The following is a 15,708-nucleotide window of genomic DNA, read 5'->3' as shown; positions in this document are numbered from 1 at the left end:
TTGCTTGTGAATTATACTTCATAATTCTCCATTTGTATTATTCCGAGAAACGAAGTATAATATAAAAACGAGGTGATTTGGATGGATTTCATTACAACGAAAGAAGTTGCTTCTAAATGGGGCATATCGGATCGAAGAATATTGCAATATTGTACTGCTGGAAGAATTGACGGTGCTGAAAAAATTGGACATGCATGGCTAATACCTAAATCTGCCTCAAAGCCTGTTGATAAAAGATACAAAACCAACAAGAAAGAAGTGAAATAGTTATGGCCGTATTAGTAGTTGAAGATAATCTGCCGGCTGTAAAGCGTATCAAGCAGTTTATTGGTAATATCAATCATGAAATAGAAGTCGTTTCCTGCCCGGAAGCCGGCAAAGCACTTTCTATTGCAAAACAGGAGAAAATAGACCTCTTTATACTGGATATTCAGCTAACGGATTATAAAGGAACAAGCCTTGCCAAGCAAATCCGACGATTGCCACAATATCAGTATACGCCTATTATATTTGAGACTGCTTTAGCAACAGAGGAGCTTGCTGCATACAGGGATGTGAAATGCTATGGTTTCCTTATAAAGCCATATGCTGAGGCGGAATTCAAAAAAACATTTAGCGAAGCTATGGGACTTGCAGATAATTTAATGGAATCTGGCAGAAAAATACAAATAGTACAAAAACAGTTTATCCTGGAGTATGATATAGAAGATATTGTCTATATTGAATCCTGTGGGAAAAAAGCGATTATACATACAAACCGTATCGGCATCGGGGTAAAAGAAGATACCATATCAGGTTATACACTTTACAAATTGGTCGAGATGATTGACAGTCCCGTGTTTATACAGTGTCATAAAAGTTATGTTGTGAATAAATCACATATCTTGAAAATTGACAAAACGGAAAAGCAGATTTATTTAAGGGGATTTCAGAACACGATTCCTATAGGAAACAAATATCAGGCAGAGATCTGGAGTTAGCTATGAACATTGTAATTCAGGCGTTATTAGACGCAGGACTTTTATTCTTGTGCGGAGAAATGATATTTTCGCAAAATAAAGGGATAAAAGCAAAAGACTTAATTTTACTTCCGTTTCAATTTTTGCTGTGCATTGTGTCAAGGATGAGCTTTTCCGTTGGTTCTGCATCTGAACTGATCTTTGAAAAGCAGGGCTTTGAAATCGCTCCCGCAAACAACCTTTTTCTTTTGATTTTTTTCATTTTGTTGGTCATGCTGATAAACAGCGTTTATTATAAACCTCAAAACAATGACTTTGTAATCAGCGGAAGTATGGCAGTCATCTCGATATATTTAGGCGTAAAAGTGTGTTCTGTTCTCTTTCTTTCGGTATGTGGCGCAACAGGCCGGGTTCTCGTATTCGGAAGCAGAATGATGGCATTGATGCCCGCTGTATTCTGTGTGCTGAGCTCCGTGCCAAAATACTTGCGGGAAGTAATTCGGAACGGAGGATTTGCCGCAAAGCTTGTAACCATAAATGTTACAGTTGTTCTTGTGACAGTTCTCACTTTCTTTCGGTTTGAAAGCACCGCTATTATTGAGCATACATGGCTGTGTGCAGGTATTTTGGCTGTTCTGCTGGCTGTGGACGCTGTGCTGTTGGCGGCAAGCTGGCGAAAAATGCAGGAACGGAAAAACATACGAATGATGGAACAGTACATCCCTATCGTTGAGGAGCTTGTATCACAGGTTCGTTCCAGACAGCATGAATTTAACAATCGAATATTTGCAATCGAAACGGCGGTTGCCTGTGCCAATTCGTTAGAAGAGGCAAAGGCGGCGGTTGCAGAGCTGAAAGAGGGCGTACTTATGGATCAGAGCAGCCGGGAGCTGCTGGTCTGCGATAGCAAGGTCATTGCCGGACTTCTCTATGAAAAAAGCAAACAAGCTGAGATGGCAGGAATTAAAGTTGAAATTGAATTGCAGGGGCTTTTCCGAAAGAGCGTAGCGTCCGAAACGGACTGGATAGAAATTTTAGGAATCTATGTGGATAATGCGCTGGAGGCTTCCAAGGCAGGAGACACTGTTTTTATCCAATGTTATCAAAAAGACAGGTTTCTTGAACTTACCGTAAAAAATCCCGCTGATCCCCTGTCGAATACGGAGTTTATGGCGCTTTTCCACAGGGGATATACCACAAAGACGGATAAAGCGGCGCATGGATTTGGACTTTATAATATTTCCCGCATTGCGGAGAGACGGCACGGAAAAATCATAACAAGAAACGAAACAATCCATGAAAGGAATTATGTTGTATTTGGCGTTATATTACCATAGCAAAAAGGTATGAACGAGGGTTTTAAGGGTATGAAATTTGTTTGACGCCCTTAAAACCCTCTCTTGTTTCCAAACCATTGTTTCTCATTTTACGGGCTGTTATAATACAGACAGCAAAAAGAAAGGAGATGTTTCTAATGTTGCATCTTATGAAAATTGAATGGCGAAAAGTCAGAATACCTGTATTTCTTACGATAGCCCTACTCAGTACAGTAACTTGCATTTTAACCTGTACTCTGTATAAAGGATATGCACTGAATTACGATTTGGAGGCATGGGAAATCGGCACAGAAATTTTCGGGATGCTCTATCCGCTGTTCGTTGTGATTCCTCTGTGCTGGAATCTTTATTATGAAAGGAAAAATCACTTTTTGAACTATGTTATTCCGAGGGTTAGCATAGGACGGTATTTGATGAGCAAGTGGACACTTCATGCTGTCTCAGCCTTCTGTATCATTTTTATACCGTGGTTTTTATCCGCAGTTTTTGCATTATATGTGAAAGCTCCCATTGAACCGACTTCGCCTATGATTACAGAAGAAGCCACTAATTTCAGCCATGTTTTTCAGAACGTGTTTACAACAGTGCCCCTTTTGTACGCACTGCTTTTATCTGTATGGAAAGGGTTCTTAGGGGTGCTGGTGATGACGCTGGGCTTTGTGCTGTCGCTGTATGTAAAGAATATCTTTATTATCCTCACCGGACCTTTTATCTATGCTGTGCTTGAAAATTTTGCGCTTGCGATCCTGCGTCTTGAGCAATACCGTCTCGTGACTGCTTTTGAACCAACCTCAATTGCAGGAAACGCTTTTTCTGTATCTTCATTTTACGTTGGTCCTGCAATTTTGCTCCTGTTTATATTGGGATCCATGGTTTACTTTACGAAGGTGAAAAAGATACCGATTGCAGAGGTGTGATATTATGTGTGCTATCATCAGGAAAAATTGGAAACTTGCGAAAATTGGAAACTTTCTGCTCCTGTTTATCGTCTGCCTGTTTTTTTCCGTATCCGCAAAGTCGAGTGGGTGCTTGTCTTTTGAGCAGCATTTGTTATCTGCCGGAACGGATCATTACTACTTGCTTTATGCTATGATTCCAATTACGCTGTTCTGTTTTTTTCCGTTTTTAGAAGACGACAGCGAAATTGTAATCGGCCGTTTCAAAAGCTATTTTGCCTACTTTTTCAGCAGATGGAGCAGTATGGGATTGATAGCAGTTTGTTTGGTTATAACACAGACAATTGCAATTTCAATTTCAGCAATAGGACTTCCTCATCAAAATGATTGGCTGATTCCGGCTGACGCACCGACAGCGGAACTGTTCTCTCATTTTGAAAGCTGCTTTCCAAACCCGTGCATTGCATTTTTAGCCATAATTGCCTATCAATGTTTTGGAAGCTGGTTTGTTTGCGGATTCCTTATGTGGATCTGTCATTTCGGCAAAATCCGTATGACGCTTTGGGTTCTGCTGCCAATCTATGCTTTTTCGGCGCTGTGGATCAAGATTCCAATATTGCAGGCTCTGCCTATTACCGGCTTTAATCATCTTATGATCCTGCATCATAATTTCGGAGATTCTTTTAGAATGATCCTGACCGCAGGAACCGGTGCAATACTCTTTATTGCTGTTATACTGACGTCAAAGTATTGCTGGCGAAAAACATTAGGCTTTCCATCAAAAAGACGATTCGGATTAACAACATACTATTTAAGGCTGCTTTTTTCAAGACGAAATTTGATTGTCGTAGCAGCAGTTGTTGTCTTAATCGTCGCCTATAAGGCTTTGCGTGGTATGGCTGTCTCCTCCATGGATGAATGGATAATAGAAGTTCTTTCGGGACATGGAATCGGTAATTTCCGACCGATTGTATTTTTGGAAATGCTGTTAGTGAACGGAACGCCGTTGTATTTCATGGCAAGCTTTTTGGAAAAGACGGTCAGCGGGCAATCCTTATTTGTTCCAATCCGGGCGGGAAGCCGTATAAAACTTACCGCAAGTACATTGTATGCATGCCTTTCGTTTTTGTTTGTGTATACTCTGTTTTTAGGTGTTATTATTATGGGAAGCGGATACCTTTTCGGGATTCCGTTGGTTGGCAGTCAGTCAATATCTCTATTGTTTAAATTTCTTGCCCTGAAACTGATTGACTGCTGTATTCAATGCTTTGTTCTGATGCTTGTGCATGGCATAACAGGACAGGTGATCGCAGGCTTTATATTGCTCATAGGCGGAAATATGTTGTGTATGCTGCCTGAATGGATATCGTGTTTCCTTCCCTTTGGAATTTCAAGCACTGCAAGACTTATTACTTCATCTGGGAGTAAGTCGTCTATGATATTGGTGTTTATTTTTATGGCGCTATTAGGTGCTTTGCTGATTAGCTCATTATTTTGGGCAAGTAAGAAAAAAGAATTTAATTAAGTGGAGGTATTGTGATGACTGCATTTATTGAAATGAGATCTGTCTCAAAGAGATTTGGAAGTAAAGAGATTTTACAGGACGTTTCGTTCTCTGTAAGGGAAGGAGAAACAGTGGGGATTGTCGGTGCAAACGGCAGTGGCAAGTCGGTACTGTTTAAACTTCTTTGCGGTTTTTTGAAGCCGGACAGCGGAGCCGTTATTTTCCGTGGAAAAGAGCTTGGTAAAGGGCATGATTTCCCTGAAAGTATAGGCGTATTTATTAACTCCCCCGGATTTGTCGGGCTTTACAGTGGTTTCCAAAATTTGAAATATCTTGCGGATATTCAGGGGAAGATTGGAGAACAGGAAATTAGAGAGGCAATGTCCAAGGTTGGGCTTGATCCTGATAATAAGACGAAGGTAGATGCTTACTCGCTCGGTATGAAACAAAAACTGGGTATCGCACAGGCAATTATGGAAAACCAGGATACGATTGTGCTTGACGAGCCGTTTAACGCATTGGATTACAAGACATACAGAGATATAAAAGAGATTATCCGTATGCTGAAAGCAGAAGGGAAAACAATCTTTTTGATTTCCCATAACTACACGGATATTGAGCAGTTGTGTGATAAAATCTACACGATTGAAAACTGTCATTTGATTTCGATGACAGATGATCTCGCCGAGCAATATAAGAAAGCAAATGGCGAAATTAGAGAGTAAATAGAATTATGCGGACAGAATGGATACGATATACTTCCGTCCCTGTTCGGCGGCCTGGCGGTGGTGTATGTAAGCAAAAACTGGAAGATTTCCGTTGCGCCGCTGTTATTTATGGTCATTCTGTTTCTTCTGGTGCCTTCCCTTTCAGGGTCTGTGGGAGTGCTGGTTCCGGTTGGGGCATTGATTGCCATTGGCTCTGCAAGATTTTTATATAAAAATGGGAAATTATAGGAGGGAATGGAAATGCTGGAGATCATATTATGGATTTTGCTGGCAGCCGTGGTGGCATTTTTGGCCGTTATATTTGTGCGGGCTGCTATGTTCAAACCAAAACCGGAGAGAAAGTCTTCCGGAAAACAGGTAATAGTAAATGAAGAAAAAACAGTACAGGATATGGTGGAAATGATACGTTGTAAAACCGTATCTTATAATGACGAAAGCCTGCTTGACAAGGCGGAATTTAAGAAGTTCCAGGAACTGCTCCCTAAAATCTACCCGGAGATCCACAGCCGCTTGAGCCGCCAGTTTATTGGGGTGAACGGTATGCTGTATCACTGGAAAGGAAAAAAGGAGGGGCGCCCGGTTGTGCTTATGTCCCATTATGACGTGGTGCCTGTGGAGGAATCGCAGTGGGAAAAACCTGCTTTTGAAGGAATCGTGGAAGATGGCGTTCTCTGGGGCAGAGGAACTTTGGACACGAAAGGCACTCTCTGCGGAATTATGGAGGCAGCGGAACAGCTTTTGAAGGAGGGGTATGTGCCGGAACATGACATTTATTTTGCTTTTTCCGGTCAGGAGGAGATTAACGGACCAAGCTGTCCATCTATTGTGGACTGGTTTGAGAAAAAGGGGATTTCACCGGCAATGGTAGTGGACGAGGGCGGTGCTGTGGTGGAGAACGTGTTTCCGGGTGTGGCACGGGAATGTGCGCTGATCGGCATAGCAGAGAAAGGGCTTACTAACATTGAATTCCATGCAAAAAGCAATGGCGGTCATGCTTCTATGCCCCCGGTCCACACCATTGTGGGGGAATTGGCCCAGGCAGTGCCGGCGGTGAGCTGAATGCCATGATGCGGACCACCTGTGCCATGACAAAAATGGAAGGGGGAAAGGCCTACAATGTGATTCCGCCGAAAGCTTCCGTGGGCATGAACCTCAGACTGATCGGAAGAGATACTGTGGAATCTGCAAGGGAATATCTGGCGCGCACCATACATAACCCTAATATTGAAGTGTCTGTCGTGGAGGGAAGAAACCCCTCAGCGGAATCTGACACGTCCTGCGAAGAGTGGGAACTGTTATCCCAGGCAGTATGCGATACCTGGCCGGAAGCATTGGTTTCGCCCTATCTCATGATGGCCTGCAGTGATTCCTGGCACTACTGTAGAATTACTGACCGGGTGTACAAATTTTCTGCTATGAAGCTGTCCAAAGAGGAGAGAGGAATGATTGATGGAAATAATGAGAGAGTTCCGTTAAAAACGCTTGTAAAGACAGTAGAATTTTATATCAGGCTTATGAAAAGCTGCTGATAAGCAATTGTTCTGTTAAAGAATCACATATAGATTTTGCAGATGATTCTGGACAGGCGGTATAAATGCCATTGCCATTTCCAGGGGCAATGGCATTTTAAGTTTAAAAATATATTTACCATACAAACGGGATTAACCTGCTGCGTACTTTTTGACAGTAATCCTTATATCCTACCAGTTGAGTCTGCAGCATTCGGTCCTCCAGGGCAGTCCGTATTATAATGATAACTGCCACCGCAAGGGAAGCGATACCTACAAATAAAGTTGGAAAAATCAGTATCATAGCAATACACCAGATGAGAAGCGCTGTATAGACAGGGTGACGGACCAGTTTGTATGGTCCGCTCTGACAGACTGTCTGATGACGTTCCTCTTGTATTCTGGCCGTAGATTCTGCAAATGTATTTACCATCAAAGCCCGCAGTGTGAGTATGGCAGACAGGGTATAGAGAATTATGCCCAGCCAGCCGGGTGAACCAAGAGATTCGCTCCCATGCCCGGACTCCAATCCGGCCAGCAGGTAAATGATGAAATAGGCCAGCAGCCAAAAAAGCCCCAGCAGAATCTTATCCCACAAAGGGGAATCGGTAATCTTTTTGTTCCGCGCGGCAAGTGTCTGCGGTGCAGTGCAAAGCATTACACCACAAGACAGCAGGGAGAGGACAATATAGAAAAGAAAATAAACAGCCGCCCGCTGCTGCAAAATCCATCCTGCACCGAGCAGATAAAAGAACAGACCCAATCCGCGCTGAATAAAAAGATTGATAATGTAAAAAAAGGTTTCTTTTCCCATTGCAACATCCTCCTTTGTATGTCCACAAACTTGGTTTCTGCCTCTCATCATTGAATCGGAAAATAGATATCAATTTCTGAATTCTCATTATCCGGGCCTGTAAATCGTTCTGTATAGCATTCAAAATCATCCCGCCGGGCAAGTTCAAATCCGCTTTTGGGAAACCAGACACCCCAAATGTAATGATATGTCTGGATCAGGGTGTACACAGTTCCTGTATGGATAAATTTTGCATATGTTCCGCCGGATAACTTTTTAACTTCCATATCTTTTACAACAGGATAATTCTCCGGGATCTCAACGCCCACAAATGCGGTAGATTCGCTGTCAATATGAAAAATATCGGAGGCGCAGGTATGGCCGGATTCATAGACGCCATACCGCTTATTTAAATACAGTGCCGGGGGAATCTGCTTATTGAACTGCTGCCATACAGCCAAAGATTCGCTGCCGCTGATCGTTGTGCAAAAGCGGATCCCCATAATATATATGGCAGGTATGGTAACGATGTTTGGACTTAAACCGGCATAAGTGACGATAGTATTATCAGGCATCTGTGCGGACTGCCTGTTTCCGATCAAAACGTCGATCCCGTGTTTTCTGTACTCTGTAGGTGTCATGGAATATCTGTCTTTAAAAGCTCTGGTGAAACCTTCTGCTGACCCAAAATACAGAGAAAGTCCAATATCAATAATCTTTTTTTTACTGTGGGTCAAATCCCATGCGGCCTGTGTTAATCGTCTGCTTCGGATATAACTTCCGATGGTTTCCCCCATGACTGCGCTGAAATAGCGGTGAAAGTGGTAATAAGAATAGGAAACCGCCTCTGCAACATCCCGCGCAGTGATCGTTTCATATAAATGATTCTCAATGAAGACAATAGCCTGCCCAATGATATGCTGGTCTTTCAAAGACGGCTTCTCCTTTCCTTTGATCACAATATTTTATAAAAATCCGGGTTTGCTTTTTCCTGGGGCAAAAGAGCCTGCATTTCCCCGGCATTCAGCATTCCAACTGAAAATATCTGCCATTCATTGGCCTGTGGGGAGCCGAATGTCATCTCAATGGTTTTGTCTGTCACATCAAATACCATAGAGCGCAGTGTGCCGAAAAATTCCTTGTAATAGTGACAGCAAAGTCCATCCGGATAAGAGGCTGACAGTAGTTCCTTTATTTCCTCTTTTGAAATACGTTTATCCTTTTCAAACAGTTCCACTATAGTATCATTGCGGATAACAGAATTTTCAATCACCATTTTTTCGTATGGTTTGATTTCTTCAAACAGGGTATGGTTTGTGGATGTGAGATATTCTTTGCCGTTTTTGCCATCCAGGATCTCATAAGCCTTATGTCCGTCGATGCATTGTAATAATGCTATTTTATCACAGCTGTCAGCTAACATCAAATTAATATTAAAACCGATAGGCGCATCCATGGCCCATTTCACCGCTTCGTCCACTGTCCGGCAGTTTTCCAGTATGCTGCGGATGGCGATCCAGAGCTGAAATCCTGTTACGCCTGCTTTTTGCGCACTCTCAAAATTGCCTACCGGAAGTCCGTTTCCGGCCTGGCACACAGCAAGGCCGTGTTCGTTCATGCCGTCGCCTCTTCCGAACAGATGCAGGGTAGAGCCTATATAACGGTATTTCCCCTTGATATCAGTATAGGCGAAACACATTTCCTCCATTTCATTGTGGAAGTCATAGTTTCTGGCCATCATTGTATGATGATTGTCAGTCTTTGACGGCAGTGCAGCCATCAGACTGCATCCCCGCTCCAGGTAGGTCATTGCATAGAAAATGATCTGCTCTGCATTTACGCCCACAGTGTCCGAAAACCCTCTGATCTCTTGGTTGATCCCCGGACAATAGCTGTCCAGCAGAGCTGTGATCTGTTCAAATTTGTCATGTGGATAAGTATCCGGCGGAAGCAAAGCCCGCTGCAGCAAATCAGGAGAGGATAAAATCCAGTTTCCAATCTGCGTACCCACCTCATAACTTGTGCCAGTAAAATTTTTTAGATATACATTTGTTTTTTCCATATTGATACCATTCCTTTCTTTTGTAAAATGATTATAATAGGAACCAGGAATATAAACTTGATATTTTTTGCTGTTTACCGGACTTGGTTCTGAAAACTGTCTGCGGGTGTATTTTGCGAAGACGGCGCTGTATCCTGGTAACTTAGCTGCCATATCCGGCAACTAAGCTTTCATGCTATTGCGTATCCCCACGGAGTCTGGTAAGGTTTAGGCAGATGGGAAAGGAGCTGGCAGTTTGAAGATAACAGTGCACACGGGCACAGAAGAGAAAGAGATAAAAATCAGCATAACCTGCCAAAGTATGACACCTGAAGTTGAACGGATCCTCTCCATGCTGCACATGCTGAACAAACAACTGACCGGATATAAGGCAGGTGAGATGTATCTGATCGAAGCGGCTGATGTATTGTATATTGATACGGCAGATAAAAGGACATTTCTGTATACGAAAAATGAAATATATGAGACCACACTTAAACTTTATGAACTGGAGGAACAGTTGGAGGACGCTGATTTTTTCAGGGCAAACAAGTCCTGTATCATTAATTTCCGGCACATTGTCTCCCTGAAGTCTGAACTGAACCGGCGGCTTTTAGTGACTATGACAAACGGAGAAAAACTGATTGTATCCAGACAATATGCAGAGTATGTGAAAGAAAAACTGGAGGTTCGGTAGAGTATGGAAAAAGATAAAACGATATTTGATTTTTTGGGAAATGTTTTCTGCATGTATGGAATCACCACAGCATTGCTGATCTTGTTTGCTTTGCTGTTTGGGGAATCTGCAAAAAAAATTTCAGGAATGTTCTGGCTTGGAAATGAGGGGATTCCTTTGGATGTCCTGGCAGAGTTTTTGCTGACTTCATTTTTGATCACAGGTATCCAGTATTTGTTTTTTTCGGAAAAAGTGTTCAGACATATGTCAGTAAATTGGCGGACAATCTGCATGCTGGGATCTATTTTGATCGTAACCAGCTTGGCAATCTGGAGATTTGCATGGTTTCCCATAAATATGTGGCAGCCATGGGTATGTTTTTTGCTGAGTTTCCTCATCAGTGTGGCAGTAAGTATAGGCGTCATGTACCTGAAAACAAAGGATGAGGACCGCAGACTGAAGGAAGGCCTGGAGCGGATGCAGGAAAAGTGGAAAGAGGAAGAGACAGGGGAGGAAGAATAAAGTGAATTATGACAGCAGTATTAAAATGATGGGTATCAGTCAAACGTTTGGTGATAAGACCGTGCTGAAGAATATTGATCTGACGTTGGGAAAAGGGGAGATCTTTGGGCTTCTAGGCCCTTCCGGGGCGGGAAAAACTACGCTGATCAAAATCCTCACAGGCCAGCTTGTGCAGACAGGAGGAAGCGCGGAAGTGCTGGGGACAGACACCAGAAAACTCACCAGCAGCATCTACACAAAAATGGGTATGGTACTGGACAACACCGGCCTTTATGAGCGTTTGAGCTGCCGTGACAATCTGGCATTGTTCGCACAGATTTATAGGCTGCCAAAGGGGAAGATTCGGGAGATCTTAAAGGATGTGGGTCTTTTGGAAGCAGAAAAACGTCCGGTCAGCAAGCTTTCAAAAGGAATGCGGCAGCGTCTTGTCATGGCAAGAGCCCTGATGCACAATCCGGAAATCCTATTCCTGGATGAGCCAGGCAGTGCCCTGGACCCATCCACAGTAAATGAAATCCATAATCTGATCCGCAGGGAGCAGGCAAAAGGTGCTGCCGTTTTTCTGACCACCCATAATATGGAGGAAGCTGCTAAATTGTGTGACCATGTGGCACTTCTTCACGAAGGGAAGATCGTGGAATACGGACAACCGGAAGAAATCTGCAGGAGATACAATCATCAGAACAGAATCAAGATCCTTCTGAAAAACGGCAGGGAAGTGACCCTCCAAAATGAGAGTAATGCTGCGGATAAAATACGGGAATTTTTTGCGTCAGAGCAGGTGGAGAGTATCCATTCCACAGAGCCAAATCTGGAAACGGTATTCCTGGAACTGACCGGAAGGAGGTTTGAATAGATATGGATTGCAGAAAGATTTATGCCATATGGAAAAAGCAGATAAAAGACACGTTGAAGAATAAAGAGATACTGATTCAGTTTATTTTGTTTCCGTTACTGACTGCAGTGATGCAGCGCAGTATGAACATAAAGGGAATGCCTGAGAACTCTTTTATTTTCCTTTTTGCCACCATGTACATCGGTATGGCGCCGCTCACAGCCATGGCTGCCATACTCTCAGAGGAGAAAGAGCGGGGTACACTGCGTGTACTGCTCATGTCCAATGTAAAAGCAGGGGAATACCTGATCGGAACCGGTGGTTATGTACTTATGATATGCACATTAGGGGCTTTGTTTTTCGGTATCCTGGGCGATTACCGGGGAGCGGATCTGGCTGGTTTTGTGCTTGCTATGTGTGTTGGCATTTTGATCTCCCTGCTTCTGGGGGCAGCAATTGGGGTTAGGAGCAAAGGGCAGATGGCAGCCACATCCATTGCGGTTCCGGTTATGATGGTACTTTCTTTCCTTCCCATGCTGGCATCCTTTAATGAAAAAATAGCAAAGGTTTCAAAATTTCTTTTTTCCCAACAGTGCAGCAAGATTATGGAAGGGATCGGATCACATGCGGCAAAGGCGGAGAGTATGGTGATCATAGGCGCTAATTTCCTGGTGGTGATTCTGCTTTTTACATTCTGCTACAGAAGGTACGGGCTGGAATAGAAAGCAGGTATGCAGGTGTAGCGTTAATAACCTTAATGGAGATTGCCATTAAAGAAGAACGAATGGACGATGCTGAAGCTACAAAAAACAGAGTCAAATTTTTGAAACTACTCTTGCCTATGTTGAAATCACTCGCCAAAAATGGGATAGTAACAAATCACCACTATTTCGACATATACAAACAAAAGAAGTTGATAAGGCATTCGGACCCAAACTTCAAAAAGCTATTACTTAGTCAATCAACACAGATGAAGATGGCTTTCCATTTCTCGGAAAGTCCTCATAAATATCTGAACATCGGGATAACCGTCCTCTTTCAGAATATCGGGCAGCTTATCCAGCTTGGGGGAGAACAAGCTAAGGACGGTGTTATCACGCCCACAAGCCTATGAGGACTTATGAAAAGAGTTCCACCTATAAAATCAATAAAAAATAGCGTATTTTTATATCTATACCGAAAAAGCGGAGTCTGCGATCTTTAAGAATTCCTCCATAGCTCTTGTCACATACCGGGAACGTTTGTGGTAAAAATAGATGTTTCTCTGGGAAATTGCTGGCTCCAGTTTATAAAAAACAATATTGGAATCAACAGGCACATGCCGGATCAAGGTATCCGTGACAAAGGCGATTCCCATGCCGTAACAGGCCAGATGGTATGCAGTGACCTGCTGGTCCAGCTTCAGGGGCACACTGGGCGTAAGACCTGCGTTTTTTAGGAGCAGGTCAGAGCGCTCACGTGTGTCATTGCCTGCCCGCAGGAGCAGAAAAGGGGCAGTTGCAAAATGCTGTAAGATAGAAGGGCAGACGGCACTGTTCTCAAAGGAGCCGTCTTTTATGGAAGAAGCATCCAGGCAGAAGGCTTCCGGCTGCTTTCCATGGACAAGTGCAGCCGGAACTGCTAAGAGAAGCTGTTCCCTGCAGAAAAAATGGCGTTCATATATGCTGTCTGAAAAAGGATAGTTGTCAATGACCAAATCCAGGCTGCCGGAAAACATTTGTGTTTCCAAGTCATTGGTTGTGGATTCAGTCATTTTCACATCAACAGAAGGATACTTCCCCATAAATTCGGAGAGCAGAGGCGGCAGGACATAGGAGGCGAAGAGATTGCTCCCTCCCACGGACAGATGCCCTGTGCGCAGCGCTTCAAAGTCATTCAAATAATTCTCAAATTCATTTTCCATATCCATGAGATGTTCCGCGTAATGTATGTATTTTTCCCCACATTCCGTAAGTTGTATGGGGCTGGTACTCCTGTCAAAAATAGGTGTCCCGAGCCGGGTCTCAATTTTCTTAATGGTAGCACTCAGGGAAGGCTGGGAAATATACAGATTCGATGCGGCTTTTGAAAAACTTCTTGTTTTATAAACCTCATAAACATATTTTTTTCCTTCAAACATAGGTTCACCTGCATTTCTTATTTTCATTTATCTTATCATAAATTTTCCTGTATATAAATCGTTGTTTATAATAAATATATACATATATGTATTAGCTTCTAATGAAGGGCCATCTTATAATGTAGATAACAAAAAATGGCTGGTAATTGAAGATGCCGGAAATATACATGGACAAAAGTAAGACAGATAAGATCCCAGGAAAAAGACATAAAGAGGTAAGGAATGTATGGAAACGAAAATAAAGAACCCTAAGACAAGACAGGAACATGATTCAATCGGAACTAAAGACGTGCCGGCAGAGGCTTATTACGGAGTTCAGACAATCCGTGCCGCAGAGAATTTTTACATAACAGGCATGAATATGCATCCGGAATTGATCAACAGTGTGGCGCAGATAAAAAAGGCTGCGGCTATCACTAATTTTGAAGTAGGGCGGCTGGATAAAAAGAGGACGGATGCTATAGTTCGGGCCTGTGATGAAATTATTTCCGGCAGGCTCCATGATCAGTTTATCGTAGACCCGATCCAGGGGGGAGCAGGGACATCCCTGAATATGAATGCCAATGAGGTGATCGCGAACAGGGCGATTGAAATTCTGGGGGGCCGGAAGGGGGATTATTCCATTGTCAATCCCAATGACCATGTGAATTATGGGCAGTCAACCAACGATGTATTTCCCTCCTGTGGAAGGATCACAGCGCTGAAGCTTCTGAATCGGGCAAAAGAACAACTGGAACGGCTTTACAGAGCCCTTATGGAAAAAGCGGAGGAGTTTGATGATGTGATCAAGATGGGAAGGACACAGCTTCAGGATGCAGTGCCCATCCGTCTCGGGCAGGAGTTTCGGGCCTATGCAACGGCGATACGACGGGATATTACCAGATTTGAACATGCAAAAGAGGAGATGAGTTCCCTGAATCTGGGCGGAACCGCCATAGGTACGGGATTAAATGCAGATGTGCAGTATCTTCAGAAAGTGGTGAAGAATATAGCTCTGGTATCCGGCCTGGATCTGGTCCAGTCCTATGATCTGATTGATGCCACACAGAATCTGGATGGATATACATCCGTATCCGGTGCAGTGAAGACCTGCGCAGTGAATCTCTCTAAAATGTCCAATGACCTTCGCCTGATATCATCCGGTCCGAGAGCCGGTCTCGGAGAGATCAATCTTCCGGCAAAACAGAATGGGTCTTCTATTATGCCGGGTAAAGTCAATCCTGTCATTCCGGAGGTGGTCAACCAGGTGGCTTTTAATATCATTGGAAACGATATGACCATTGCTATGGCTACAGAGGCGGGACAACTGGAACTGAATGCGTTTGAACCGATCATCTTCTACAATCTGTTCCAGTCTATTGAGACACTGACCTTTGCTGTATGCACATTGGTTGACAACTGCATCACAGGGATAACGGCAAACAGGGAACACTGCAGGGATATGGTGGAAAACAGTGTGGGTATCATAACAGCCATCTGTCCTCATGTGGGATATGAAAAAGCCGCTGTGATCGCAAAAGAAGCAATTTTGACAGGGGCTTCTGTGCGCAGTCTGATCGTAAGAGACGGTCTTCTGGGGGAAGAGGAATTGAATGTGATATTAAATCCTTATTCCATGACCGAACCTGGAATTTCCGGCGAACAATTATTGGATAACATTTGACAAATCTGATAAAAAGTGATATGTTTTTGTTATGGATTTAGTAAATATTACTATATTCCGGGTATTGCAGACAACATGACAATACTGGCAGCAGCAGTCTGGCTGTCAGAACCGTAAGACCGCGCAG

At 43.3% G+C, this 15,708-nt stretch carries 19 protein-coding genes; 15 read left to right on the top strand and 4 right to left on the bottom strand.

All coding sequences use genetic code 11. The features are described 5' to 3' along the window. The first annotated feature begins 81 nt into the window (after positions 1-81). The 9 genes from A4V09_RS09500 (at position 82) to A4V09_RS25305 (ending at position 6,953) form a co-directional block, all read left to right on the top strand. Positions 82-267: a helix-turn-helix domain-containing protein gene (locus tag A4V09_RS09500; RefSeq protein WP_065542128.1), complete on the top strand. Its 186-nt coding sequence runs from the start codon at positions 82-84 to the stop codon at positions 265-267. Between the two features lie 2 nt (positions 268-269). Next, entirely contained in the window at positions 270-980 is a 711-nt protein-coding gene (locus A4V09_RS09495) for a LytR/AlgR family response regulator transcription factor (protein ID WP_065542127.1), read from the top strand. Between the two features lie 2 nt (positions 981-982). Continuing rightward, on the top strand, positions 983-2,296 hold the full coding sequence (locus A4V09_RS09490; protein ID WP_065542126.1) for a sensor histidine kinase: 1,314 nt from the start codon (positions 983-985) through the stop codon (positions 2,294-2,296). Positions 2,297-2,667: 371 nt separating this feature from the next. Beyond that, the gene (locus tag A4V09_RS09485) at positions 2,668-3,213 is read left to right on the top strand and encodes a hypothetical protein (protein WP_242964049.1); all 546 of its coding nucleotides are present in this window, start codon (positions 2,668-2,670) and stop codon (positions 3,211-3,213) included. 4 nt (positions 3,214-3,217) lie between these two features. Further along, on the top strand, positions 3,218-4,717 hold the full coding sequence (locus tag A4V09_RS09480) for a hypothetical protein (protein ID WP_065542124.1): 1,500 nt from the start codon (positions 3,218-3,220) through the stop codon (positions 4,715-4,717). A 14-nt stretch (positions 4,718-4,731) separates the two neighbouring features. Continuing rightward, positions 4,732-5,421, top strand: coding sequence for an ABC transporter ATP-binding protein (locus tag A4V09_RS09475; RefSeq protein ID WP_065542123.1), 690 nt, complete (start codon positions 4,732-4,734; stop codon positions 5,419-5,421). A 60-nt stretch (positions 5,422-5,481) separates the two neighbouring features. Beyond that, a complete protein-coding gene (locus tag A4V09_RS09470) occupies positions 5,482-5,652 on the top strand; it encodes a hypothetical protein (RefSeq protein WP_242964047.1) in 171 nt (56 codons plus the stop codon). 12 nt (positions 5,653-5,664) lie between these two features. Then, positions 5,665-6,483, top strand: coding sequence for a M20/M25/M40 family metallo-hydrolase (locus A4V09_RS25310; protein ID WP_242964044.1), 819 nt, complete (start codon positions 5,665-5,667; stop codon positions 6,481-6,483). A 5-nt stretch (positions 6,484-6,488) separates the two neighbouring features. Further along, positions 6,489-6,953 carry a peptidase dimerization domain-containing protein gene (locus A4V09_RS25305; RefSeq protein ID WP_242964043.1) on the top strand — a complete coding sequence of 155 codons (465 nt, stop codon included), beginning with the start codon at positions 6,489-6,491 and terminating at the stop codon, positions 6,951-6,953. Positions 6,954-7,068: 115 nt separating this feature from the next. Here A4V09_RS25305 and A4V09_RS09460 read toward each other — a convergent pair whose 3' ends face one another. The 3 genes from A4V09_RS09460 to A4V09_RS09450 are packed head-to-tail and all read right to left on the bottom strand — an operon-like array spanning position 7,069 to position 9,787. Continuing rightward, a complete protein-coding gene (locus A4V09_RS09460; RefSeq protein WP_065542122.1) occupies positions 7,069-7,746 on the bottom strand; it encodes a methyltransferase family protein in 678 nt (225 codons plus the stop codon). A 47-nt stretch (positions 7,747-7,793) separates the two neighbouring features. Then, a complete protein-coding gene (locus tag A4V09_RS09455; RefSeq protein ID WP_065542121.1) occupies positions 7,794-8,657 on the bottom strand; it encodes an AraC family transcriptional regulator in 864 nt (287 codons plus the stop codon). Positions 8,658-8,680: 23 nt separating this feature from the next. Next, positions 8,681-9,787 (bottom strand): C45 family autoproteolytic acyltransferase/hydrolase, encoded by a 1,107-nt coding sequence (locus A4V09_RS09450; protein ID WP_065544715.1) that lies wholly within the window; start codon positions 9,785-9,787, stop codon positions 8,681-8,683. 235 nt (positions 9,788-10,022) lie between these two features. Here A4V09_RS09450 and A4V09_RS09445 point away from each other — a divergent pair, with 235 nt between their 5' ends. The 5 genes from A4V09_RS09445 to A4V09_RS25300 all read left to right on the top strand — a co-directional run bounded on the left by A4V09_RS09445 (position 10,023) and on the right by A4V09_RS25300 (position 12,913). Then, a complete protein-coding gene (locus tag A4V09_RS09445) occupies positions 10,023-10,463 on the top strand; it encodes a LytTR family DNA-binding domain-containing protein (protein WP_065542120.1) in 441 nt (146 codons plus the stop codon). A 3-nt stretch (positions 10,464-10,466) separates the two neighbouring features. Further along, entirely contained in the window at positions 10,467-10,964 is a 498-nt protein-coding gene (locus tag A4V09_RS09440) for a hypothetical protein (protein WP_065542119.1), read from the top strand. A 1-nt stretch (position 10,965) separates the two neighbouring features. Then, positions 10,966-11,820 (top strand): ABC transporter ATP-binding protein, encoded by an 855-nt coding sequence (locus A4V09_RS09435; RefSeq protein ID WP_242964042.1) that lies wholly within the window; start codon positions 10,966-10,968, stop codon positions 11,818-11,820. Positions 11,821-11,822: 2 nt separating this feature from the next. Continuing rightward, complete coding sequence (locus tag A4V09_RS09430; RefSeq protein WP_065542118.1) at positions 11,823-12,521, top strand: ABC transporter permease; 699 nt, start codon at positions 11,823-11,825, stop codon at positions 12,519-12,521. A 62-nt stretch (positions 12,522-12,583) separates the two neighbouring features. After that, the gene (locus A4V09_RS25300) at positions 12,584-12,913 is read left to right on the top strand and encodes a hypothetical protein (protein WP_242964040.1); all 330 of its coding nucleotides are present in this window, start codon (positions 12,584-12,586) and stop codon (positions 12,911-12,913) included. Between the two features lie 57 nt (positions 12,914-12,970). Here A4V09_RS25300 and A4V09_RS09420 read toward each other — a convergent pair whose 3' ends face one another. Then, a complete protein-coding gene (locus A4V09_RS09420) occupies positions 12,971-13,918 on the bottom strand; it encodes a LysR family transcriptional regulator (protein ID WP_065544713.1) in 948 nt (315 codons plus the stop codon). A gap of 226 nt (positions 13,919-14,144) precedes the next feature. Here A4V09_RS09420 and A4V09_RS09415 point away from each other — a divergent pair, with 226 nt between their 5' ends. Beyond that, positions 14,145-15,581, top strand: coding sequence for an aspartate ammonia-lyase (locus A4V09_RS09415; protein ID WP_065542116.1), 1,437 nt, complete (start codon positions 14,145-14,147; stop codon positions 15,579-15,581). The last annotated feature ends 127 nt before the right edge of the window (positions 15,582-15,708 follow it).

Origin of the sequence: Blautia pseudococcoides, from assembly GCF_001689125.2 — a bacterium.
Classification (GTDB): domain Bacteria; phylum Bacillota; class Clostridia; order Lachnospirales; family Lachnospiraceae; genus Blautia; species Blautia pseudococcoides.
The sequence above is the reverse complement of the archived record's forward strand: the minus strand, read 5'-3'. Positions and strand labels throughout refer to the sequence as shown.